Below are 21,607 nucleotides of genomic sequence, written 5' to 3' on the forward strand. Positions count from 1 at the left end.
AGGAGCAGAAGAATGCCCCCAGATTGGAGCGACTATCAAGAGAATGCGGCAGTCTTCTTCCGTGGGCTCGGCATGCACGCCGAGACTAACGCATCCCTCTCGGGAGTGCGTACTACGCATCATGTCGATGTAGCTGTTCGTTCGGAGCACTCGGGATTCTCGATACTATGGATAGTTGAGTGCAAACGCTGGAAGACGAAGGTCTCAAAACTGCATGTGCTCGCTTTGCGGCAGATCGTGACAGATCTTGGGGCAGACCGCGGTGTGCTTCTATGCGAGGCAGGGGTGCAGAGCGGGGCGGCTGAGGCGTCGAATTTGACGAACGTAAGTATCTCATCGCTTAAAGCGTTGCAGTCAACGGCCTATGAACAGATTCACGCGATGCGGATTCGCGACTTATTCGACCGTGTAGAAGCGTGCAAGGTACGCTATTGGGCGATCCCGAAGACCATCAGGATCGAGTGCGGACTTCGCCCAGAGGTAGGCGACCTCAGCTACAGTGGCGCGAACATCATTGACGTACTTTCGGAGTTGCTCTCAAAAGGGCTACGCGGGAATTATCCGATAACCTGTGACGAACTACGATCAACTGTCGCGAGGCTGCCAGCTCTCTACGAGTCGTCTGAAGTCCTGCTAAGGATCCTCGCTCCTGTCGTATCCGAGCTCGAATCCAGACTCGAAGTCGGAGAGGCGGCCTTCAAGGAAACGGACTCTGCTTAGAGGTTGTCCGTAACCTGCGTCGGCCCGACACACCGACGACCCGCAAACCTATAGGCCAACGCCCCACGCTAAAACCCGCCGCCCGTTAGCACGTCTTGATAGATCGGCAGGTGCCGGTAGTAGACCTCCAGCGTGTAGATCGACAGGCAGGTGATGTAGAGGCGGCCGCCGTGGGAGCCCCAGCGGTCGCCGTCGGGGCTCCAGCTGCCGCGCTCGCGGCCGCGCTTCACCTGCTGCTCGGGCAGCAGCTCGCGGGTGACGCTGTTCCAGGCCCGCCAGTCTTCGCCCCCCATGTGGTGGCAGACCTGCGTGGCGTAGTACCAGTAATACGCGTCGCGTTTGCCGCGGCGCCACTCGGGGCGGTTGTCGAGCAGGTAATCGACCCCTTGCCGCAGGCGGAAGTCTTCGCGGGCCCAGCCGAGGTATTGCCGGCAGAGCAGGCCCTCGGCCGTCATGCTGGTGGTGTAGCCGTCGGGCTTCATGTAGCCGTAGCGGCTGCCGTCGACGCGGGCCACCAGGTCGAGGAACTCGCCGATGCGGACGAACACGTCGCTGGGAACGTGGAGGCCGGCGATCCGTGCGCTCTTAAGGGCCATCAGCGCCCAGCCGGTGACCGACGTGTCGCTCCCCTCGCCGGGGTCGTACTTCCAGCCCCCCTCGGTCGCCTGGTGGCGGACGAGGAAATCGACCGCCGCCTGGGCCGGCTCGCGGTATTGCTCGTCGCCGGTCATCGAGAGCAGCTCGCAGAGCGCGATGGTGCATTGGCCGTGGGTGTAAAAGCGGTGGCTGTTCGCGCCTTGGCGGAAGAACGAACCGTCGTCGAGCTGCGTTTCGAGCAGCCACGGCCACGCCTTCTCGACCGCCCGGCGGTAGCGTGAGTCTTCGGCGCTGGCGGGGGTGTAGCCGGCGCCCTGGAAGGCGAGCAGCGCCATGGCGGTGGCGGCTTGCTGGTTCTCGACCCGCGCCCCGTCGTCGTACGGCCCCTGGAGGCTCCACGAGCCGTTGCGCTGCTGCTGGCGGATGAGCCACTCGAGGCCGGCCATCACGGCCGACTCGGTGGCGGCCGTGCCGCCGAACGATTTGAGGAGCATCTCGCGCGAGCCGGGCTCGCGGCCGCTCAGCGCAACGCCGAGCGTGGGGGTGGTGAGCGCGTCGGTGGCGAACGCCGGGGCGTCTGGCATGAGCGGGGCGGGCTCGGGCGTGGCGAGCGGGTCGGCCACCTCCGGCAGGTCGGTGGGGGTGAGCATCTGCTCGTCGAGTTCGACCTCGAGCGCGGCCGACAGGTCGAGCGGCTCTTCGATGAGCTGCTCGCCGACGTCCTCGGTGAAGAGCGCCTCGATGGTCAGGTCGTCGGAGCTGTTGACCGAGACCAGCAGCAACGCCCCGACGATCAGCAGCAGCAGGTGCATCGCCGCGCTGATGAGCCAGGCGGGGCTGTCGTTGAGCCAGCCGGAGATGTCGACGAGCGGCGGGGCGTCGTGATCGTCGTCGTGGCCGTGGTGGTGGCGGCGCGGGTCGTGGCCGTGCGGCGGAGCGGGCGCGAGGCCGGGGCGCAAGGGAGAGGGAGAATCGGATTGGGCGTCGTACGCCATCGTTCGCCTCGCCGCGCGAGAGGCCAGCGTGGCGGGGCCCGCCGCCCCCAAGGCGCCGAACCGGTCGCTGCCACCCGCCTGCCGCGGCCCTAGGGGGGCCGGTTGCTGTTCCTACAGGATCGTATCGGCCGGAGGGGCGTGCGGCAAACAGAAAGTCCTTCGCAGCCGGCACTTACGCCCACCCGCGAGGCGCGCGATGGGATTGGGAACAGAAAAACAGGAACCGCCGCCAAAGCTCGCCGCCCCGCGGCGCCGAAAGAGAACAATCTGCCGGGCAGAGAGCCGATTGGCGGGTTCCCCGAAGTGTGGAAGGGGCCCGTTGCCGATGTGGCGCCCCGGCAGTAGAATACGAGGCTCACATGTCGCGGGGTGGAGCAGCCAGGTAGCTCGCGAGGCTCATAACCTCGAGGTCGTCGGTTCGAATCCGGCCCCCGCCACTTTTTCTAAGTCCTGCTGAAACCGTTACTTAGGTTACCGGCCAAAGTTTGGCCGAGCGGCTTGCTGGAGCCCAAACATGGCGTTTACGCCCTGTTTGGTCACTCGCAGCTGGAGAGCCGCCATGCCCAAGCTGGTAAACCGTCCACCTAAGTACCGTCACCACAAGAGCAACGGCCAAGCGATCGTCTCGATCGACGGCCGGGATATTCAGCTCGGTGTTTTCGGTTCGCCCCGAAGCTACGAACGCTACGACGAGCTCGTTGAGCAGTGGCGGCGGCGACGCGACGAGGCCCGCCCCGATCTGGCCGAGCAGGACCCCGAGTCTGTGAGTGGTATTCGAAAAGTGCAGCGCCCGGCGCCGTGAAAGTGCAGCGCTGGTTGGTTTCGGGGAGGATAGCAGGCGCCCCCGCGATCGCCTAGTGTTTTACTCTTGTTTCTTGGATCGACTCCGGCGTTGGGCGTCCTGCAGGCGGTAGCTCTGACCGGTGAATTCGAGGATGTGGCAGCGGTGGGTGAGCCGGTCGAGGGCGGCGCCGGTGAGGCGTTCGCTGCCGAGGACCTCGGTCCAGTGTTCGAACGGCAGGTTGGTGGTGACCACGAGGCTTTGTCGCTCGTAGGCCTGGCCGATCAGGTCGAACAGCAGCTCGGCTCCCGCCTTGCTGGCGGGGACGTAGCCCAGCTCGTCGAGCACCACGACGTCCTGCTTGGCGAGCTGGGAGCGGAGCCGCAGCAGGCTCTTCTCGTCCCGTGCTTCGAGCATCGTGGTGATCAACTCGGTGACGCGGAAGCAGCGGACCTTGCGGCCGGAGAGGCAGGCGGCCATCGCCAGCGCGATCGCCAGGTGGGTCTTGCCGGTCCCGCTGGGGCCCACCAGCAGCAGGTTCTCCCGCTTGTCGATCCAGTCGCCCTTGGCAAGTTCCAGCACGAGCGGCTTGTTCAGCGACGGCCTTGCGTCGAAGTCGAACTCGTCGAGCGTCTTGGACGACGGGAACCGGGCGGCCTTGAGCCGCCGCTCGGCGGCGCGGCGTTCGCGGTCGACCAGCTCCAGCTCGCACAGCGCGAGCAGGTACGCCAGGTGGTCGAGGTTCTCCTTCGCCGAACGCGCGGCGACCTTCTCGCACTCGGAGTGCATAGTTGGCAGCTTAAGCTGCTTGAGGTGGTGCTTCACTAGCACCGTGCTCTTGGTCTCGTTCTTCATTATTGGCCTCCTTCCTGCCCAGCGGACAATAACGCGCCGTAGGCGGCGACGTTGGTCGCCTCAACCGCGACGGTCCGCAGGTGAGGCCGACCGTCGAGCGAGAAGAGCGCGACCGGCGCCTCTCGGCGGTGCTCCGCGATGACCCGGATCGCGTCGGCGTCCACGACGCCGATGTCCAGCGCGTACTCGACGGCGTCGGTGAGTGGCTTCAGGTCGAAGCGTTCCAAGAGCCGCAGCACGCGGATGTACTCGCGGGCGCCCAGGCCGTCCGCTTCGAGCAGCCGCCGCAACTCGTCGAAGCAGCTCGGCAGAGCCCACTTCTCCAGCGGCCGGGCGTGGTCGAAGTCGCCCGGCTTCTTCTCCAACAGCGCCAGGTAGTGCACCGGGTCGTAGACGTCCTGCTCGCGTTTCCAGCACCTCGGGTGCTTCGCGACGAGCTTGCCGGCGTCGATCAGCCGCACCTCGTCGACCGTGGCGACAATGGTGATCGGCCTTCTCGCGTGCGCGACCGGCACGCTGTAGCGGTTCGTGTCGAACCGCACCAGCGACAGCCCGCAGGCCGAGGCCTGCGTCACTCTTCTCGCATCGAAGCCTTGCTTCGGCAGGTCGAGCATCGCCGCTTGGTCTTCGTTGAGCAGTTGGCGTTTCGAGCCGCTCTTGCCGCGGAGCGTGCGGTCCAGATCGGCTTCACACCGCCTGGCCAGCTCCGCGTTCAGCTCTTCCAGCGAGTCCACCTGCGGGACCGGCACGAGGAAGTTGCGGCGGCCGAAGCCGACCAGCCCCTCGACCTTCCCCTTCTCGTTCGCCCGCCGCACCAGACAGAAGTGCGACGCGAACAGGTAGTGGCTCTCGAGCCGCAGGAACTCGCGCGTCCGCTCGCGGTCCCGCGGGCCGGTGATCTTGGAGATCGCGACCCGCGAGTTGTCGTAGCTGATCCGCGTCGGCACGCCGCCGAAGAAATCGAACGCCCGCTTGTGGCCCTCCTGGAACGACTCGGTGCACTCCCGCAGGAACGCCTGCAGGAACAACGCGTCCGAGTAGGGCAGCGTGATCACGAACAAAGCGACCTGCACCCGCTCGCCGGCGAGATCAATGGACGCGAAACCGAAGTCGACCTGCGCCTCGCCCGGCGGGTGCGACAAGGGCAGGAACACTTCCTGGCTTCCCTGCTTCCACTCGCGGACCGCTTCCTTCACGCTCTCGTAGCAGCCGTCGTAGCCGTGCTCGTCCCGCAGCCGTTCGAAGATCCGCTTGGCCGTGTGACGCTGCTTCTTCGGCGCCCGCTTGTCGGCCTCCAGGATCTCGGCTATCCGCGGCAGGTACGCCGCCATCTTCGGTCGCTTGCGCGGCTGACTGCGCCGGTAGCCCGGCGGCTCGACGTGCTCACAGGCCTTCGCCACCGTGCGGTAGTTCAGGTGGTACTCCTCGGCCGCCTGCCGCCGGCTCAGCTCGCCGGTCAGCACCCGACGCCGGACCTCCGTCCACAACTCCATGTCTTGCAGCACTTTCTGACGCGCCCCGCTGATCCACGACCCCCAAGAGAACCAGGAAAGGGGCCTCCGGCCCCTCCCACGGCCTCTCAGCTTCGCAAATCAGGCGGGCGAACGCGCCCGGCGCGCTGCACTTTTAGGGCGCCAAGCCCTGAACGCCGGGCGCTGCACTTTTCGAATGCCACTCACACCCGCTAAAGAATGCTGCTTTCTGCAAAGGGCACATCAGGCTAAAATAGCGGTAGAAACGCCGAAAAACGTAGGGTGAAAGCCTTCGCGGGAAAGCGCCTCATAACCTCGAGGTCGTCGACCAAAGCCCATGTGAGATTGATAATCTGTTGGCGTCAGATCGGCCTCCCCCCCTATCCTCTCATCGTAGCTGATGCATGAATCGGGGGAAGACCAGGAGCGGGACCAAGCAATAGACGACGGTCACAAGCGACATAGGTTCCGGGGCGGCCGGAGCGATGGTGGCTGCGGCGGTTTCCCCGAAGTGCGCCAGCCAGACCTCGTAATCCAAGGCCGTCACGAGCCCCGGGGTCGCGTCGCTGGGGAGCGAGGCGAACGTGTTGAGGGCGTCTCGCCAGATAGTGAAGTCGGCGGCGTCGACCACGCCGTTATTGTTGTAGTCGCCCGTCAACACGGGGGCGAGAGAAACGAATCGCACCACGCCCGTACGTTCTTGCGACTCGCCGGCGACGAGGAACTCGAATCCGAGGTCCTGGTCCAGGCTCGTGTCGAACAGCCCGCCGAGGTCGTAGCCTTCGCCGCTCTCGAGAGTCACGGCCCCCTGGTTCTGCAGTTCCGAAACGCGTGTCGCGTCCGGATTGGCCTCGTCCCAGCCTTCGCCGGCCTCGCCCGAATCGTGGAGGCTCCGCCAATCGTCGTCCCCGTAGCGCAGGGCCCCCGATTCCGAAGTGATGGTGTACGCATCGAAGTCGACCGCGAAATTCGAGGTGTTGATCAAACGGGCCTGTCCCGTGCCGGGATCGACCAGCAGCGTAAGGTTGTTCGGGGACTCGCCCTCGTAGACGACCTCGCCGCTAACGATGTCGCCATCGGCTACCGCGTAGCTGAGCGTCAGGTCCTGGGGCGCGTCGACGCCGAAGGCAAGCTGATTGTTGATGGCCTGCCCGAGAGAAGCGGTGTTCTGCGGATCGAAAGACAACCCCACAGAGCTGTGTTCGGAAAGCGCGCTGGGCCCGGCGGCCGAGGTTTGCCACCCGGGCGTTCCCTGCGCCGCGAGCCCTTGCCATTCGCCGTCGGCGAGCAGGCCGTTGGCCGAGGCGACCGTGTACTGATCGACCGCGATCGGCTCGTCGCTGCTGTTGACGAGCGAAACCTGGCCGGTGAAGCGGTCGACCCGCAGCGTGAGTTTAGGGCTCTCCAGCCGCTCGAAAAAAGATCTTGCGTCCCATTCCAGCACGGAGATGGTCGAACCCTGCTGCCCTAGTCCGACGGGTTGATAGAGCAGGTTCAGCACGTTCTCTTGCTCCCACAGCTCGCGGTCGAAGCTTGGCTCGTAGTCGCCGAGGTCTTCGGTTGTCAGGTCGACAAAGTCCCAATTCTCACGGTCCTTGCTGTGGGCCACGGTGATCACGTTGCCTCGTTCCTCGTACCGCATCACGACGAGGGTGCGATCGTCGTCGTCGACCATGACAATCGGCCGGCCCAGTTCACGGACGCTTCCGCCGCCGGTCTTGCTCTCCGGCGGTCGGTTGGTGATCTGAGAAGTTCGCCACTCCGCCCCGTCGTAATGGGCGAGCATGTACTGCCGGGTGTGGTCTCCCTGCTGTGAGCCGGGCGCCCACCACGAGGCGATTATCGGGTTGTCGTGCTGGTCGACCGCCGTCGAGGTCTGGTTGATCAACGAGCTCCCCTCGGGGATCTCGACCACCATCTCGGAGTGCGTCTCGCCGAACGGCAAGGGGTAGGACGAGCCATCCGTCCGGGTCCAAGTCGATCCGTTGTCGCCCGAGCGGGCGTAGTAAAGGTTCTTGTTGGTCTGGAAGTCGGGCGTGTTGCGAACCGTCCAGGTGAGGTGGATGTCTCCCTGCGAATCGAACGCTAGCGTATTGGGATAGTTATTCACGCTCGGCAAGCCGTCGCCGGAGATGCTGCCGTCGAACAGCGGGCGGTGCAGCGGGGACCAGTCGCCGGTCGATAGGTCGTAGCGGTTGACCTGCGTGTCTCCGTTGCCCGAGCCGCCGGTGCGGTACAAGAACATCAGGTCGCCGCCAGGCAGGTTGTAGAACTGAGGGTAGGTGACCAGCCCCTCCGCGTCGCCCACCATCGGGATCTCCGAGCCGAACGAGATCGGCGTGGCGCCGGTGACCGGCTGGTCCGACTTGATGTAGCGGAGGTCATCGTCGTGCATGCCCCAGCTGAGGTGCATGAAGCCATCGCCGTCGACGCCGAACGTGATCACGTTGTGGTCGTCGGTCAGGTTCGAGTTGTTGTCGGTGTAGGCGGTGTTGAAGACGTCCCAGGTGTTCGAGCTGTGGGTGCGGCGGGCGACCGTCACCAAGCCCGCGTCGTCGTAATAGGCGGCGAACTGTTGCTCGCCTACGGTCATGATCGAGCTCTGGCGGAAGCTCACGTGGTTCATGCTGTTAGCGGCGAACGCTTGGTCAATCGGGATCAGGTTCGTCTCGACCGCATCGGCCGCTGGCGCGCACGCCAACAAGGCGGCGAGCGTCGCCGCGGCCAGGGGCGCGATCCGGCTCGGCATAACGGGACAGTTGAAGAGTTTAATTCTCACAGGGTGCTCGGCTTGGGTGCGTGCGTGGCGGTCAGGCGCGTACTCTGGCGAGGGCGTGCCTCGGCGGGGGCTACAATCTTTCGACATAAGGTCCTTCTTGCCCGTCCCAGGTGAGCTCGATCACCAAGTCCTGGGTGGGCTCATCGACCACCACTTCGATCCCCGAGGTGCTTTCGTCGGCGTACATCTTTGGCGCGTGCCAGCGGACGGTGTTCTCGTCAATCGATTCTTTCGCGGCGATGCGCACCCTGTGCGTGCCGGGGATCACGCCGTCGTTCTTCTCGTAGCAGGTGAGCGAGAAACGCCCCTCGCCGTCGAGTTGTCCCACAGACGACCTCACACCGGAGCTCACGAACTTCACGGTGCCAACCGTAAGCGGCTGCCCGTCTATCAGCACTCGGCCGGTGACCGGCGCCCTCGTGGGACGACCGTCGCCACAACCGCTGATCGCCAAGACGCCGAACATGAGAGCCATCGCGGTGAGGCCAATACTGTTTCGCATGCCTTTTACTTGTCTCGTAAGGGGGGCTCGAGGGGGGAAGGGGCGGTCACGCTCGGCGCGATCAGTAACTCTCGCTGAGCACCTCTTCGCCCTCGCGCGTCGAGAGAGCCTGGTAATTGGCGTCGGAGATGTTCTCGCTGAGGAACGAGACGTGGCCGTCGCCGAACAAGAAATTGCCGCCGCCGGGGTGCTTGCTCGAAAAGGTGCAGTTCACCCATCCGCCAGGGCCCCCCGCCTCGGCGGCGTTCTCGACGATCGCGCTGACGTCGTAAGGCGTGTTCATCGGCAGGTTGGTCGATCGCATCAGGTTGCAGCGGTTGCCGTTGGACCAGATGCTCGAGCTGTTCGGGTCGTGCCCGTTGATCGACTCTCCGACGAAGAACGTCTTGCTGAGGCCGTCGGTGATCTGCGAAATGCGGAACGTTCTTGCGTAGACAAACACTCCCGTGTTGTAGAACTTCACGTCGTTGCTGGGGAACACCGGCGCAGACCCCTCGGGGCCGTTCGATCCCATCGAGAGCGCGTAGCTCCCTGCGGTGACCGGGATGTCGCGCGAGCCGGAGGGGACGTGGTGCTTGTACTGGGCGAAGACCTGCGACTCGCCGTCGCTGGGGCAACGCATCAGCGCAGGCTGAATCCTCATCGCCTGCTGCACGCTCGGATCGCGAAACCAGTTGTTCGAGGCGTCGACGTACCACACGGCCACTTCGTCAATCCGCCACAGGTCGGCGAGGCCTTGCTCCTCGAGGAAGGGAAGGATCTGGAGGAAGGCGCTGGCGCCGCTCTGGCCGAGGTTGCCGCCACCGACGCCGAGGCCTTTTCCCTCGCACTCGGGGATGATGTTCCCGTCGCAGCCCAGCCGGCCCGCGGGAAACCTCTTGTTCGTGTCCTCGTAGCCAAGGAAAGCCAATCCGAACTGCTTCTCTTGGCTCGTGCATTGCGACCTTCGCGCCGACTCGCGGGCGGCCTGCACCGCCGGGAGGAGCAGCGCCACAAGGATGCCGATGATGGCGATCACCACCAACAGCTCGACGAGGGTGAAGGCTTTTGATTTGTGCTTCATGGGTAGTTTCGATCCGATCTGGCATGGAGGGCTGCGTCCTGGACGCGGGCACAGAGCCGTCTCCAAACGGCGAGCCCCGTTGGCGCGTCGAGCGCCAACGGGGGGGCGCCGTGCGAGGTTCAGTCCCGGCTCCGAGCCACCAGCCCCAGGGCGGCGAGGCCAAGGAGCGCCAGCGATGCGGGTTCGGGAACGATCTGCAGGTTGTCCATGCCGGTGAAGCCGGCTAAATCGCTGCGGAGGTCGGCGTAGAACCCGACGTTGTCGCCGATGCTGAGATTAGCTCCCACGTCGTCGGTTCGCAGCACCTCGCGTCCCGTGCCGCCGTAGTAGCCGAGCTCGAAAATATTATCCGCCGTCCTCGCGATGAACAGCTTGCTGGCGTCCACGTCGAACGCCTGGGCTTGTCCGATCTCGGAAGACCCAATAAAGCCGCGAGAGTTGACCTGCGTCGGCGAGCGCATCGAGATGAACAGGTAATTTTCACGGACCCCCGCGACGGGCGTCGCCCCGACGGCGATGCCGAGGTCGTTGCCGCTGGCGAACGTGATATCGACATCGACCTGGAGTTCCTCGCCAACATCGAGGCTCCAGCCGTCGTTCCTTAGGAACAGCACCTGCTCGGCGCCATCGGCTCCGCTGGAGCTCGCTTGTAAAACCCCGCTGGGGCTTGAGAAGCCGACGTTATCTTGCGACCCCTGGTCGAGGATCTTAGTCAGTGTGTACTCCGACAGCGACGCGTCCGAGTAGTCGTCGATCAATCCGATCGGGTTGGCGAGGGCGCAAGAGGCGCACATCGCATAGGCGATCACAGCAGTCATTCCAAGTCGAGTCATCAGATCAACCTCCAAGAAAAGAAAATAATCAGCGGGTGTGAAAGACTTGCCTCTCTACTCTCCTTACCCACGTCTCCGCCAAACCAGAATCCCCCCCACGAGTAACCCGGCCAAACCGAACGAAGCCGGTTCGGGAACCGCTCGCGATTGCGACGCGAGCGACGCGAGCGACGCGCCAAAGTTGTTGACCCAGACGGTGTAGTCCACGTGGCTGACGGCGCCGGGCGAGGTGTCGCCCGGCAGCGTCGTTGCGGTGTGGAGCGCGTCGCGCCACACCGTGAAGTCGGCCGCGTCGACCGTGCCGTTGTTGTTGTAGTCGCCCGGCAGAAGCGTGGCCGCCGGCGCCGCGGCGTAAACCACCTCACCGGTGAAGGCCTCGCTCTCGCCCGCGAGCAGGAACTCGAACACCAAGTCCTCTTCGCCGGACGTGTCGAACAGCTCGCCCATGGTGAAAGAAGTGTGGATCCCGAGTGGCGTCACGCCGTCCGTCATCAGTTCCGACAGCCGGCCGGCGCCGGCGTTGGCCTCTTGCCAGGCGTCGCCGGCGGCGCCCTGATCGTCGAGACTCGACCAGTCGCCCTCGCCCGGCAGCAGAGACTGGCTGGCGCTGGTGATGGTGTAGGCTTCGATCTCGACCTCAAACGGTGAGGTGTTGCGGAGCGTCGTCTCGCCCGTGGCGGGGTCGACGTAGAGCGTGAGGTTGTTGATGGTCTCCGGGCCGGTGTAAATGACCTCGGCGTCGAGCCCGTTGGCGCCCGGACGGGTGTAATCGAACACGAGGTTGTCGACCGGTTCTCCGAAGGCGACGGGCGCGGTCGGGAAGTAAACCTCGCCCAGGGAGATCGAGGTTCCAGCGGCGATGGTGGAAGTCGTCTCGCCCGCCGCCGCGATCAATTCGCTGATGTGATTCGCCGAGGGGTTCGCCTGCGCCCAGGGTGGGCCGAGCTGCGTCGCGAGCGGGTTCCAGCCGTCGGGGATCAGCCCGCCGCTTGCGGATCGCACGGAGTAGCCGTCAAGCTCGATGCCGCTCGCGCCGGGATTGGAGATCGTTACTTCGCCGCTCGCCCGGTCGACGTTGAGGATCAAGCGTTGCTCGATGAAGAGCTGCATCACGGTGTTGAGACCCGACGGCTGCATACGCGTGCTGTAGGCTTGCCCCGGCCCGAGGCTGGCGCCGCCGGTGAACTCGATCGCACCAAAAGCGCCGCTGATCGTGGGAGCCGAGATGAGATCCCAGGTGTCGCTTGTGGAAGGTGAATAGCCAGCGAAGTCAACCGACAGCGTGCCCCCCAAGGCGGCCGACGTGTCCGACACGAGCGGCGAGTGGCTCGCGGCGGTGATCTCCGCCACGAGCGTGTGAGCCGGGTCGAGCGTCAGCGCGCCTGTCGAGAGAAAGCTCACGTTCGGGCCGACCACGCTGGTGGTGCGCGCCAGATTTGCCGTCGCCGTCGTGAGAGTCGACGCCCCCTCCAGCCGGATCAGGCTGTCGGCTTCGCCAGCGGAGGTGAGGCTCACCGCGGTGAGCGAGCCGCCGGTCATGTGCAATGTTCCCGTCCCCCCCTGGCCGACGCGCACGCTGCCGTCGGCAGGGAACGAGGCGTCTTCGACGAAAGTAATCGCCCCACCGCTCTGAACGAGGAGCGTGCCCGAATCGCCGCCGTTCTGGCCGAGCACCAGCCCGCCAGCTTGCGCCGACACGACTGATCCGACCGTGGCGGCGCCCCCGCCGTTGATGACGGCCGAATCCTCGTTGTTCACGTTCGGTACGAGGTTCGGATTCCAGTTCGTGGCCGTGGTCCAGGGGCCCGTGCCTGAGCCGTCGCCGTCGGCGTCCCAGTTCGTTAGCAAGGCGCCCACTGGCTGGGCCAGCACCGCCTGGCACGATAGCACCAGCAAGGCGGCAGCCGTGGTTTTGATGAAGAGTTTCATTGGTTTGACCCTTTGTGGTTTGCTCGCGATGTCGTAGGCGTGGATCTCTGAACGACGAGTCGGCTTCGCACTCAGCGACGCCGGCTCGCGCCTACAACAGCGGCTCCCGCGATGGCTGCGAGAGCGAACGAGAGCGGCTCGGGGACCGACCCGCCGAACAGCGAGACTTGGGAGGCGAGCTCCCCCGCGTTGTCTTTCCATTCGCGGTAATCGACGAAATCGACCAGCCCGTCGCCCGTGAGATCGCCGAGCGCACGGCCGACAACCTCGTCGAATAGATTGTCTCGGATGATGCCGAAGTCGATGAGGTCGATGCTCCCATCGTCGTTCACGTCGCCGGGCAGCTGAACGACGATTCGGAGGTTGTCCAGGCCGGCAATCGTGGCGCCGTCTTCACGCAGGTCGGCGTAGAACCCAACGTTGTCGCCGATAGAAATATTGGCGCCGACGTCTTCGCTGCGCATGACCGTGCGCGCCCCACCGGCGTAGTAGCCGAGTTCGAACGTCGAAGCGGCCGGACGGGAGATAAACAATTGCTCAACATCGACGCCGAAGTTCTGGATCTGTCCGATCTCAGAGACGCCGATGAAGCCGCGGGAGTTGACCTGCGTCGCTGACCGCATGGACACGAAGAGGTAGTCTTCGCGGACGCCCGCTGTCGGGGTGGCCCCCACGGCGATGCCGAGGTCGTTGACCGCGCCCGCTATCGTGAGGTCGATGTCGACACGAAGCTCCTCCCCTTCGGCGAGGCCGAAACCGTCGTTGCGCAAGAATAGCACTTGCTCGGCTCCGTCGGCGCCGGTGGAGGCGACCTCGAGCATCCCGCTGGGGCTCGAGAACGCGATGTTGCTCGTAGTCCCCTGGTCGAGGATCTTCGTGAGTGTGTATTCCGTCAGGTTGGCGTCGTCGAACTCGTCGATCACGCCCACAGGCCCGGCCGACGCCGACGCGGCGAGCAACGCCCCGATCAGCGCCACACCGAGTGAACCAACGCTAGAGAAAGCTTTCAACATGGAAGTGTGCTCCTGAAAAAGATGCTCGCCGCCTCGTGGTCTCGTCTCGATGCGACGCGCATGGTTACGAAATTGTGACGCGCGTATGTCCGGCCTAGGCGACGGAGGCCTAGACCGCTTAGCAGTGGGCGGACCGCTGCGAGGTTTCGCTCGCGGCGGGCGCGGTGGTGATGAGTTGGAAAAAGCTTGTTGACGAGTCTGCGGCGCTGCTCGGCGCCGTCGCTTGGAAGCAACGCCCAAAGGCCAGCAAGCCCGCACTGTACGATTTGTGTGTTTGTCTACTGCAGCAGCACGGTCGCCATGGGCGCCACGGGCGCTCTCCGCTGGAGTCTGCCAAAGGCGTGCCATTCCACGCGTATTGCGAGCGGGTTGACGCCGCTGCTGGTGTAACGGTCAACGCCGTTCCAGACGTCGAACTCCACCGTATTCGTGCCGGCGACGAACCCCTCGTTGATCTCGATCACGTTGAAGCGATTGAAAACCTGGTCACGTTCGTTGAGTGTCCAGGACTCGAAGGGGACATCGGCGCCGTTGATCCGCACAGCCTTCACGCCGTTGTCGGCGATCACCTGGGCCGCCACGACAACGGACGAGAGGTTGTAGCCGGTCAAATCGAATTTGGTTTGAAAGGTAAACGTGGTGTTCTGCGGGATGCCGGGACGCAGCGGCGACTTGAGCGAGATCCATTGCGACCTCTGCGGGTCGTTGGGCAGGTACCGCCGGTCCGCCTCACAGACGACGGCGAACTGCGGGCCCGTGTAATGCTCGCACCGGGGCCCGGCGACCACGCGCCAGTGCTGGTCTTCGTCGCCCGGCGTCAGGCCGCCCCCGGTGTTGAACACGCGTATCGGCTTGTAGGGGAGGACATCGTTCAGCTCGGCGTCGTAAAACTCGCGGTCCGCCTTCAGCCGAACCGACAGCTTCTGGTCGTGCTGCACCCGCAAGGCCTCGCCCCCCGAGAGCAACAGGCTGCGGCGTCTAGCCTTGGATTGGTCGAGTGGCTCGACGCGCACCTGCCCGTCGAGCACGTGGGTTTCGATCGAACCGCGACCGTCGGCCGAGACCGCGAATTTTGTCCCCAGGTCGACGACCCGCATCGATTGAGTGATGACGCTGAAGCCGTGCGCCCAGTCGGCCACTTGGGCCGTGAGCACCCCCTCCTCGAGACCGACCCCCATCGGCGTGTCGAGCGTGACAAAGCATGGCGCTCGCAAGGCAATCTCGGCGCCGCTCGCCATGCTGATGCGAGCCGATCCGGCCGTGAGGTACACAGAATCCGCCTCGACGAACTGGTGCCCGGGCTCAAACCCTTCGCCCAGCCACTCGGCGCCGTCGACCGAGGCCAAGCGGGCCACGGGCTGCGGTTGTCGCTCGGCAAGGATTGTTTGGTTCGAAACGGCGTACCATACTCCAACGCCGAACACGAACAGCGCAGCGGCCGCCAGCGCCGAGAAGGGGTGACGCGTCTCCCACCAGCGTGCTTTGCGGGCCGGCTTGCCGCCGCCGGTCGAGCCACGATCAACGCGTCGCTCCTGGCGGGCGTCGGAGGCTTGTTGCAAGACCTCGAGAGCGACGGTAGCGCGGCGGCTAGCCGCCGCCGCACGGATCTCAAAGTACAACGCGGCGTCAAGCTGGCAGTACTTCACGAACAGGTCGATCGCCCGGTCGTCCTCCCGCATCCAGGCGTCGAGCTCTTCACGCTCGGGATCCGAGAGCCGGTCGACCAGGGCGGCGTCTAGCAGGCGACGCAAGCGTGCGTTGGGGCGGTTGGTGTTCAAGAAGAAGCCTCGGCCTTGAGGGTCCGTTCAATACAAGCGAGCAGGACACGTCGGATCCGACTCAACGCGGTGTACAGCGCGCCGGCGGTCCGCCCCTCGGCGCGGGCGATGTCCTTGATCCGCGACTCCGCTCCGTAACATTTTTCCAGCAGCTTGAAATCCGTAGCTTGAAGTTTCTTCAAGCATCCCCTGAGCGCATCGGCCCGTTGCGCCACCTGCCCCTCCGGCGCCACGGTCTGGTGATCGACGATCCGTTGCACGACTTCGTCGCTGAAATAGACCTTGCTGCGACGCCTGCCTCGCATGAAGTTCTTGATCGTGAAGTCGGCCACTCGCATCGCCCAGCTGCCGAATTCCGTGCCCCTCTCGAACTGGTCGAACTTGGTCCATAGGACCATGGCCACCTGCTGGAACAGGTCTTCCGCGTCCGCCAAGTTGAGGACGTGCGTGTAGATGAAGCCGAACAGTCGGCTGTGGTTCTCATTGAGCAACTCGACAAAAAGCTGCCGATCGTCCGCGTCGCTGCTATTGGGCTTGTCGATCGCCATGCCGCTTACCGCCTCGACCGAGGACTCTTTGGGTCTGCCGCGCTTCGGTATCGTTGCTTCGATGTCGTTGCTCCGGGATCATTGCTGCTCCGGGAACGTACAAAAAACGCTCGCCAGTCATTGCAGATGGCGGCACAACTAGGGATATGTCCTGGTTGGGTGACGTCTGAGGCGAAATCGTTGCAGAATCCTCAAAATAAAGGATGCGCCCCCTGCTAGTGGGCGGCGGCCTCGGTCAGCACCCGCACTGGCCCCAGCAGACCCGACGGCAGCAGCGGCGAGTCGGCCCTGAATTTCACGACGTTCGTGCGGGTAATCCGCTTATCGGGCGGCGCCGCTAGGTCGCCGATCAAACGATTCGGCCAGAGATTAGCCACCTCCACCTCGATGACGTTGTGCTCTTGAAGGACCCCGGTCATCTCGACACGGTAGGGCGGCGTCCAGGCGACCCCGAGACCGACGCCGTTGACCCTCACCCGGGCCAAGTTCTGCACGCTCCCGAGGTCGAGCCAGACGCGACCCCCGTCGAGCCGCTTCAGGGCGCTGTCGTCCAAAGACCACTCACAGCGGTAAACCGCTTTGCCGCTGTAGTGCTTGATCGCCGGGTCGTCGTGTTCGCTCCAATCGGTGAGCCGGTCCATCTCGATCGGCTGGGCGGGCCCCCCCAAAGCGGGGTCGAACCGCACGCTCCAACGGAGATCGAGTTCCTCCAGCGGCGCCGGGCGGGGCAGGTTCGGACCTTCGTCACGCCGCGACCGCTCGGCGTCCGCCCCGCGGAAGATGACAAAGACTGACCCGTTGGCCGGCAGCACAATCGGCAGCCGGGTTGAGACGGCGTCGATCTGGTAGGAGCTAGCCTCGGGGGTGCCCCCGGTTACCGGGTCCCATAGCTCCGGCCTTGGCCCCGCGACACGGAACGAGCACTCGGTTTCGATCTCTTCTTCCGTGCGATTGACAACGAAATAGATCTCGGCCTCGTCGGTCGTGCGGTGGATGTAATCGAGCAACGGCGCCGCGGCTTGCCCTTGCCCGTTGTAAGCGAAATCGGCCTCGATCGCCGCCGCAGCGAGGGCGTCGTCCGTCGGCGCGTCGATGATCGGGCCCGTCGCCCCTCCCGCGCCCCACAACCGTGTGACCAGCCGGTCGAACTCTCGCCGTTCGTCGTTCGTCAGCAGGCCGAAGGGACCCGGCGGCCTGGGGCCGATCACACGGGCGCCCTGTTCGACGAGTTCGGCGACGCGTCGGAGCGCCTCCAGCCCGTAACTCGGGCCGGGCGGCAAAACGAGCAACTCGTAGCTGGTCCCTTCCGGCAAGGCCAGCTTGCCGTTGCGTACCTCGATCCGGCCAATCAACACCTCCGTGTTGAGCACGTCGTAGTCGTAGCCCGGCGGCGCCCCCGCGGGATTATCGTTTTTGAGCCGCACAAAACTGGGGACGTTTTCACCGTAGTAGTACAGCACGTCCGAGACTGGCAAACCTTGCTGCAACATGAATTGGCAGCGGTTGAGATAGGAGAAGAATCCGTCAGACAGGTCCCACCAAGTCACGTTGGGATTGATGTGCGTGCCGGCAAAGTAGGCCTGGCCCGGGAGCCCCATCTCTGGCGGCGAGCTGTCGAAGGTGTGCAGCATCACTAGGTTCAGCCCCTCGCACGCCACGCGGTCGAAGACTGGCTTGAGCATCGCCGGGTCGCGTTCCCACTGCGGACCGATTGACGTAAAGGCCTCAGCCATCACAACGCGGCGACCGTAGGTGTGGGCTGCCGAGGCGGGCTGCTTAGTGAAGAGCCTCTCATAGTCGTTCACGCGGTGCGTGGCGGAGCGAGCCCAAAACTCGCCCATCATGATGTCGCTTCGCCCCATACACTTCAGAGCGTCGATCGGCGCGGCGTGTGGCCCGCCCGATTCGGGGTGAATCGCTAATCCGCGTGCGTGGGCGCTGTCTCGGAACGTGGCGTACTTTCCATCGGCGATCATGTCCGCCAGCGTTCGCCGGAAGTCATTCAGGAACCGGTTTGAGACCTCAGGGCTTCCAACGACGTAGCCCGCAAGCACCGGCAGGTAGGGCTCCATGTCGTAGCCACGGAGTTGGCGAAACCGCTCGGGGAGACCCGGCGTCCAGTTGACCGGGCCAAGCTCCCAGCTATCGGTGTGCAGGTAGCGAAGCGAGCGACCGATGCTAGGCCCCGCGGCCGCAAGGATCGGTTCGACGACGTCTTCCCAATACCGCTCGAAGGCGCCCGGATCGAGGTAGTCGATCGCCCACCCCGACCAGCCCTCGCTGGAGGTCGAGACCCGAGAGCCGGAAAGGGTGCAGCCGATGCGGAGCAACTTCCACACGCCCGGCGGGGGGCTCGGCCAGGTCAAGCGTCCGTGGGCGTCGACCCGGCCCGTCAAGTCAATCGCGTCGCCCAGCTTAAGTGTTGGTTCGTCGGCGTGACTGGCGTCGAAGTCGAGCAGGTGCTCGGCCTTGGCGGCGGTGAACCCGCCCGGGTAAGAGTAATAGGCCTTCTCCTCAAAACGGTCGACGCGGGCCATGTTGGCGCCGCCACCAATCGCCTCGTCACGATCGAACAGTTTCACCTCGGCCACTTGCGCGTTGCGTGGCGCAGCCGGGCTGAAAGGGTCGAAAGCGTCGACGATCACTAGCCTGAAACGCTTCGCCTCCGTACGGTCAAAGTCGATCGTGAACGGTTCGTCAGGGAGCTTGGCGTCCCAACGGGCGATCACGCTCCAGCTCAACGGGCCCTTAGAGACCTGCAGCCAGCCCCGTCGTGGGCCGTAACCAGGGCGCGGTGTGACGACGATGCGCGACAGCGCCGTCGGCCGAGAGAATTCGAATTCGAGCCTCTGCGGTTTACTCGGGTTCGGTCCCTCACCCCTTTCATGGGTGCCCGAGACCCAGAAGGTGGATGGGTCGCCGTCGATCGCCATGAGCGGCGGGTGGGCGCCCTGCGCCGAGGAGGCCGTTACTTCAACCGCAACCGCCCCCCTCTCGCCGGCGACGGGCAAGGCAAGCACCGCGACGTCTTGGTAATAGTCGCCGATGGTCTCGGGCTGCGGCAGGTCGAGTTCGAGTCGCTGCCCGCCGCTGACCAGCAGCTCGGACCACGTCAGCTTCTTAGCGGCCTGCTCGGCGGTGACGGTCGGGCCGCCAAGGTTCCAGCCGCTCTGGATGTTGAGCCCCAGTTCCAGGCCCAGCCGATCGGCCTCACGCAGCGCGTGCTGGAACAGCCCGAGCCACTCGGGAGAACCAAAATCGGGGCCGTGAGGAACCTGGCGGTGGCCGCGCTGATTGGCGCCGCCGGCGTCGATGATGTTGGCGCCCCCGATGCCCTTGGACTTGAGCTCCTCAAGATCGCGCGTGATTCCCTCTTTCGTGACATTCCCATTGAGCCACCACCACCAGCACCGGGTACGCGCCATCTGCGGTGGGTCGCGCCACCCGGCCTTGAGCTCCACCGAGGGCTCGGCCGACGCCGCCAACTCGGCGCGGAGCGGATCGCGAAACTCAACGCCTTCCGACGCGGCGATTGGCATGAACAGAGCAAGCAGGAACAGCGTTTTGGTCATCGAGAATCCGGTTCGCGGCTATTCTTCTTGGAAACGACGGCGAGCGACGACTTTCGCAGGCGCCGTTGCGTAGGCTGCGGGGGCGATGGTGACCGGGGCGTGGCGCCCCTACGGTTTTGACGAGAAAACTTCCCCCGGCCCCAGGTGAATATGTCCCCACCGAGGAAAAACTCAGGGCAGATTGCGACAGGTTGTCCCCGCAGCGGCCCCGAATCGGCATCTACACGATGCCCATAAAGTACAGAGAAAACCAGCCCGCGCACGCTGACACACCGCTCAGTAGCGAAGGGCTACTCGACTGGCATATCGCTCGTCCCGCTCGGCAAGGTTGTCACTTGATACCGACCGACAATCGTCGGTCGGTATCGGTCGTCGAGCAGCGAACGAAGTCACCCGATTGTCACGAATCACGCACGGCTTATCAACGGCGCAATGCTGAGAAGAGCGAAGACACGCAACGACTCGATAACAGTTGTCTCCTCCGATCGTCAGGCCGCTTCGCGTTCGTAGTGCTTCAGCACGCCGCCGAGCCATTGGCGGCAGACAATCTTCTCTCCTTCGTTCGGCGGGTCATCGACTTCGGGCCAGACGCCGAGCAAGGGTTTGTTCTCTTTGCGCTGATGCGGCCGCGCCTGGTGATAGTAATCACAGTAGCAAGAGACAAGATGGTCGAAGTGCCCGAGCTCAAAGACGACAGAACGGTTGAGGCACTCGCCGCGGATCCAGTAGAATGGACAAGCCATGCCAAGTCGCAAAAAGCGGATACGAGCCCGCCGTCGAGCGGAGGCGACCGCGAACAAGTTTGAGTCCCCCGATCTCCAGGGGGGTTGAGGGGCACGTCGCGATCTCACTCGCGGCGACATCGCCTTGGCCAAGCACGCCGTGCGTGAACGCCGGCCGACGCCAGTCGAGCGCTCGGCGGCCATCTCACGGCACATCTGCCGCGCCGGCTTGGCTTCGACCGCCGACGTGCGCGCCACGCTGGCTGTGGCGTCGTTCTGCGTGGAAGTCGCCAAGCTCGAGAGCGAGCAGTTTCCGCTGCTCCTGCATCAGCTCCCCGACGGCGCTGTCGTGCTCGATCTATTCGAAGACACGACGCGAGATTCGGCCTCTTAACGGCTACCGTTCACTACCGTTTTGCGCCGCGCCGTACCGCCAATCACTGCTAACGCCCGCTAAAGAATGCTGCTTTCTGCGAAGGGCTCATCAGGCTAAAATAGCGGCAGAAACGCTTGTAACCTAGGCGTAGAGCCTGGTTGGAAAAGCGCCTCACACCTCAATGTCGTCGACGAATGCCATTCACAACCGAAGAGACGACGCTGACCGACGCCGATCTAGAAAGAGTATTCTCACTCTGGGATGAGTTGGGGCGGTATCCGGCTCACCGCCAGCGGGAGGCGAACGCTTTCCTCATGCAATCGCTCTCCGAGTGGCTCGACGCCGATTACGCCTATTGGGTCAGTCTCGCGAGGCTCCGCGAGGAGCAAGTCGCTGCGGAAGACGCGGTGTTCGGCTGGCGCAACATCGCCGTGCAGCCGCACGTGTTTCCGGAGATCTACCGTGATCAGGCGGAGCAAATCTTAGAGAACCAGCACTCGTTGGAGGCGGTAGGGTTGGCGTCGGCGGCGATTATGAGCGAGGCCGGGGAGTTTCGGGTGCGGCTGCTGCGGGATTTGGTCGACATGGAGGAATACGAGGCGACCGACTACTTCAAGAAGTTTCAGGCGCCCTATGGCCTGAACGACCGGCTCTACGTCATGACGCCGGTGGGCGAGGCGTTTGAGTCCAGCTATGTCTTCGAACGTGTTGGCGATGGCCGTCAAATCGATCGCCATACGGCTTCACTTGCGGGCGTGGCATTGCGCGGGTTGCGGTTGTTTCAAGACCGGCTCGCGATGGCGACCGGTATGGTCATCGGCGGCAAGCCGCTCAGCCCGATCGAGACCGACATCCTCTACCTGCTGCTGACCGACAAGCCGGAGAAGGAGATCGCCGCGGCAATCGATCGCGCGCACTCGACGACACACAATTATGTAACAGGCATTTTCCGCAGTTTCGGCGTCAAGAACCGCGCCGGCCTGCTCTCGCTTTGGTTGGCCAACCACGCCGTCGTTTCCGATTCCAAGAGTAAATGACACGGCCGTCAGCCCCCGCTGGGGTTGGCCGCGTA

Annotated in this window: 17 protein-coding genes and 1 tRNA gene; 5 read left to right on the forward strand and 13 right to left on the reverse strand. The window is 64.4% G+C overall.

From position 1 onward, the window contains the following. The first annotated feature begins 12 nt into the window (after positions 1-12). On the forward strand, positions 13-720 hold the full coding sequence (locus tag Mal64_RS03175; protein WP_146396938.1) for a restriction endonuclease: 708 nt from the start codon (positions 13-15) through the stop codon (positions 718-720). Between the two features lie 68 nt (positions 721-788). Here the strand turns inward: Mal64_RS03175 and Mal64_RS03180 are convergent, their stop codons facing one another. After that, positions 789-2,312, reverse strand: a complete 1,524-nt coding sequence (locus tag Mal64_RS03180; protein WP_146396941.1) for a prenyltransferase/squalene oxidase repeat-containing protein — start codon at positions 2,310-2,312, stop codon at positions 789-791. A 363-nt stretch (positions 2,313-2,675) separates the two neighbouring features. On the opposite strand from Mal64_RS03180, the gene Mal64_RS03185 reads away from it, so the two are divergent. Both Mal64_RS03185 and Mal64_RS03190 read left to right on the forward strand, forming a co-directional pair. Beyond that, a tRNA-Met gene (locus Mal64_RS03185) sits at positions 2,676-2,749 on the forward strand. A gap of 122 nt (positions 2,750-2,871) precedes the next feature. Then, positions 2,872-3,114, forward strand: a complete 243-nt coding sequence (locus Mal64_RS03190; protein WP_146396944.1) for a hypothetical protein — start codon at positions 2,872-2,874, stop codon at positions 3,112-3,114. 60 nt (positions 3,115-3,174) lie between these two features. Here Mal64_RS03190 and istB read toward each other — a convergent pair whose 3' ends face one another. The 12 genes from istB to Mal64_RS03245 form a co-directional block, all read right to left on the reverse strand. After that, positions 3,175-3,948: an IS21-like element helper ATPase IstB gene (gene istB, locus Mal64_RS03195; RefSeq protein WP_146396947.1), complete on the reverse strand. Its 774-nt coding sequence runs from the start codon at positions 3,946-3,948 to the stop codon at positions 3,175-3,177. Further along, entirely contained in the window at positions 3,948-5,441 is a 1,494-nt protein-coding gene (gene istA, locus Mal64_RS03200) for an IS21 family transposase (RefSeq protein ID WP_146396949.1), read from the reverse strand. The genes istB and istA overlap by 1 nt, the downstream gene beginning before the upstream one ends. Positions 5,442-5,808: 367 nt before the next feature. Beyond that, entirely contained in the window at positions 5,809-8,169 is a 2,361-nt protein-coding gene (locus Mal64_RS03205; RefSeq protein WP_197525394.1) for a BNR repeat-containing protein, read from the reverse strand. Between the two features lie 100 nt (positions 8,170-8,269). Then, positions 8,270-8,701, reverse strand: coding sequence for a hypothetical protein (locus Mal64_RS03210; RefSeq protein ID WP_146396955.1), 432 nt, complete (start codon positions 8,699-8,701; stop codon positions 8,270-8,272). Between the two features lie 61 nt (positions 8,702-8,762). Beyond that, complete coding sequence (locus Mal64_RS03215) at positions 8,763-9,764, reverse strand: DUF1559 domain-containing protein (RefSeq protein WP_146396958.1); 1,002 nt, start codon at positions 9,762-9,764, stop codon at positions 8,763-8,765. A gap of 119 nt (positions 9,765-9,883) precedes the next feature. After that, entirely contained in the window at positions 9,884-10,597 is a 714-nt protein-coding gene (locus tag Mal64_RS03220; protein ID WP_146396961.1) for a PEP-CTERM sorting domain-containing protein, read from the reverse strand. A 63-nt stretch (positions 10,598-10,660) separates the two neighbouring features. Beyond that, complete coding sequence (locus Mal64_RS03225) at positions 10,661-12,526, reverse strand: PEP-CTERM sorting domain-containing protein (RefSeq protein ID WP_197525395.1); 1,866 nt, start codon at positions 12,524-12,526, stop codon at positions 10,661-10,663. Positions 12,527-12,597: 71 nt separating this feature from the next. Beyond that, positions 12,598-13,539 (reverse strand): hypothetical protein, encoded by a 942-nt coding sequence (locus Mal64_RS19615; protein WP_197525396.1) that lies wholly within the window; start codon positions 13,537-13,539, stop codon positions 12,598-12,600. A 278-nt stretch (positions 13,540-13,817) separates the two neighbouring features. Further along, positions 13,818-15,317 (reverse strand): FecR domain-containing protein, encoded by a 1,500-nt coding sequence (locus tag Mal64_RS03230; RefSeq protein ID WP_146396967.1) that lies wholly within the window; start codon positions 15,315-15,317, stop codon positions 13,818-13,820. Beyond that, a complete protein-coding gene (locus Mal64_RS03235; RefSeq protein ID WP_146396970.1) occupies positions 15,314-15,865 on the reverse strand; it encodes a sigma-70 family RNA polymerase sigma factor in 552 nt (183 codons plus the stop codon). Before Mal64_RS03235 ends, Mal64_RS03230 begins: the two co-directional genes overlap by 4 nt. Positions 15,866-16,080: 215 nt before the next feature. Further along, positions 16,081-19,437 (reverse strand): glycosyl hydrolase, encoded by a 3,357-nt coding sequence (locus Mal64_RS03240; protein ID WP_146396973.1) that lies wholly within the window; start codon positions 19,435-19,437, stop codon positions 16,081-16,083. A 488-nt stretch (positions 19,438-19,925) separates the two neighbouring features. Next, a complete protein-coding gene (locus Mal64_RS03245) occupies positions 19,926-20,180 on the reverse strand; it encodes a hypothetical protein (RefSeq protein ID WP_146396976.1) in 255 nt (84 codons plus the stop codon). 124 nt (positions 20,181-20,304) lie between these two features. Between Mal64_RS03245 and Mal64_RS03250 the strand changes: the two genes are divergently transcribed. Together Mal64_RS03250 and Mal64_RS03255 are read left to right on the forward strand one after the other, a co-directional pair. After that, positions 20,305-20,553, forward strand: a complete 249-nt coding sequence (locus Mal64_RS03250) for a hypothetical protein (protein ID WP_146396979.1) — start codon at positions 20,305-20,307, stop codon at positions 20,551-20,553. A 140-nt stretch (positions 20,554-20,693) separates the two neighbouring features. Next, positions 20,694-21,572 (forward strand): helix-turn-helix transcriptional regulator, encoded by an 879-nt coding sequence (locus Mal64_RS03255; RefSeq protein WP_231993565.1) that lies wholly within the window; start codon positions 20,694-20,696, stop codon positions 21,570-21,572. The last annotated feature ends 35 nt before the right edge of the window (positions 21,573-21,607 follow it).

Origin of the sequence: Pseudobythopirellula maris, assembly GCF_007859945.1 — a bacterium.
GTDB classification, from domain to species: Bacteria; Planctomycetota; Planctomycetia; order Pirellulales; family Lacipirellulaceae; genus Pseudobythopirellula; species Pseudobythopirellula maris.

Bases quoted from the DNA above. Each gene is read 5' to 3' on its own strand.
- Mal64_RS03190 (WP_146396944.1), top strand. From the start codon at position 2,872: ATGCCCAAGCTGGTAAACCGTCCACCTAAGTACCGTCACCACAAGAGC.
- Mal64_RS03215 (WP_146396958.1), bottom strand. From the start codon at position 9,764: ATGAAGCACAAATCAAAAGCCTTCACCCTCGTCGAGCTGTTGGTGGTG.
- Mal64_RS03220 (WP_146396961.1), bottom strand. From the start codon at position 10,597: ATGACTCGACTTGGAATGACTGCTGTGATCGCCTATGCGATGTGCGCC.
- Mal64_RS03210 (WP_146396955.1), bottom strand. From the start codon at position 8,701: ATGCGAAACAGTATTGGCCTCACCGCGATGGCTCTCATGTTCGGCGTC.
- Mal64_RS03180 (WP_146396941.1), bottom strand. From the start codon at position 2,312: ATGGCGTACGACGCCCAATCCGATTCTCCCTCTCCCTTGCGCCCCGGC.
- istB (WP_146396947.1), bottom strand. From the start codon at position 3,948: ATGAAGAACGAGACCAAGAGCACGGTGCTAGTGAAGCACCACCTCAAG.
- Mal64_RS03175 (WP_146396938.1), top strand. From the start codon at position 13: ATGCCCCCAGATTGGAGCGACTATCAAGAGAATGCGGCAGTCTTCTTC.
- Mal64_RS03240 (WP_146396973.1), bottom strand. From the start codon at position 19,437: ATGACCAAAACGCTGTTCCTGCTTGCTCTGTTCATGCCAATCGCCGCG.
- Mal64_RS03225 (WP_197525395.1), bottom strand. From the start codon at position 12,526: ATGAAACTCTTCATCAAAACCACGGCTGCCGCCTTGCTGGTGCTATCG.
- Mal64_RS03235 (WP_146396970.1), bottom strand. From the start codon at position 15,865: ATGGCGATCGACAAGCCCAATAGCAGCGACGCGGACGATCGGCAGCTT.
- Mal64_RS03245 (WP_146396976.1), bottom strand. From the start codon at position 20,180: ATGGCTTGTCCATTCTACTGGATCCGCGGCGAGTGCCTCAACCGTTCT.
- Mal64_RS03205 (WP_197525394.1), bottom strand. From the start codon at position 8,169: ATGCCGAGCCGGATCGCGCCCCTGGCCGCGGCGACGCTCGCCGCCTTG.
- Mal64_RS19615 (WP_197525396.1), bottom strand. From the start codon at position 13,539: ATGTTGAAAGCTTTCTCTAGCGTTGGTTCACTCGGTGTGGCGCTGATC.
- istA (WP_146396949.1), bottom strand. From the start codon at position 5,441: ATGGAGTTGTGGACGGAGGTCCGGCGTCGGGTGCTGACCGGCGAGCTG.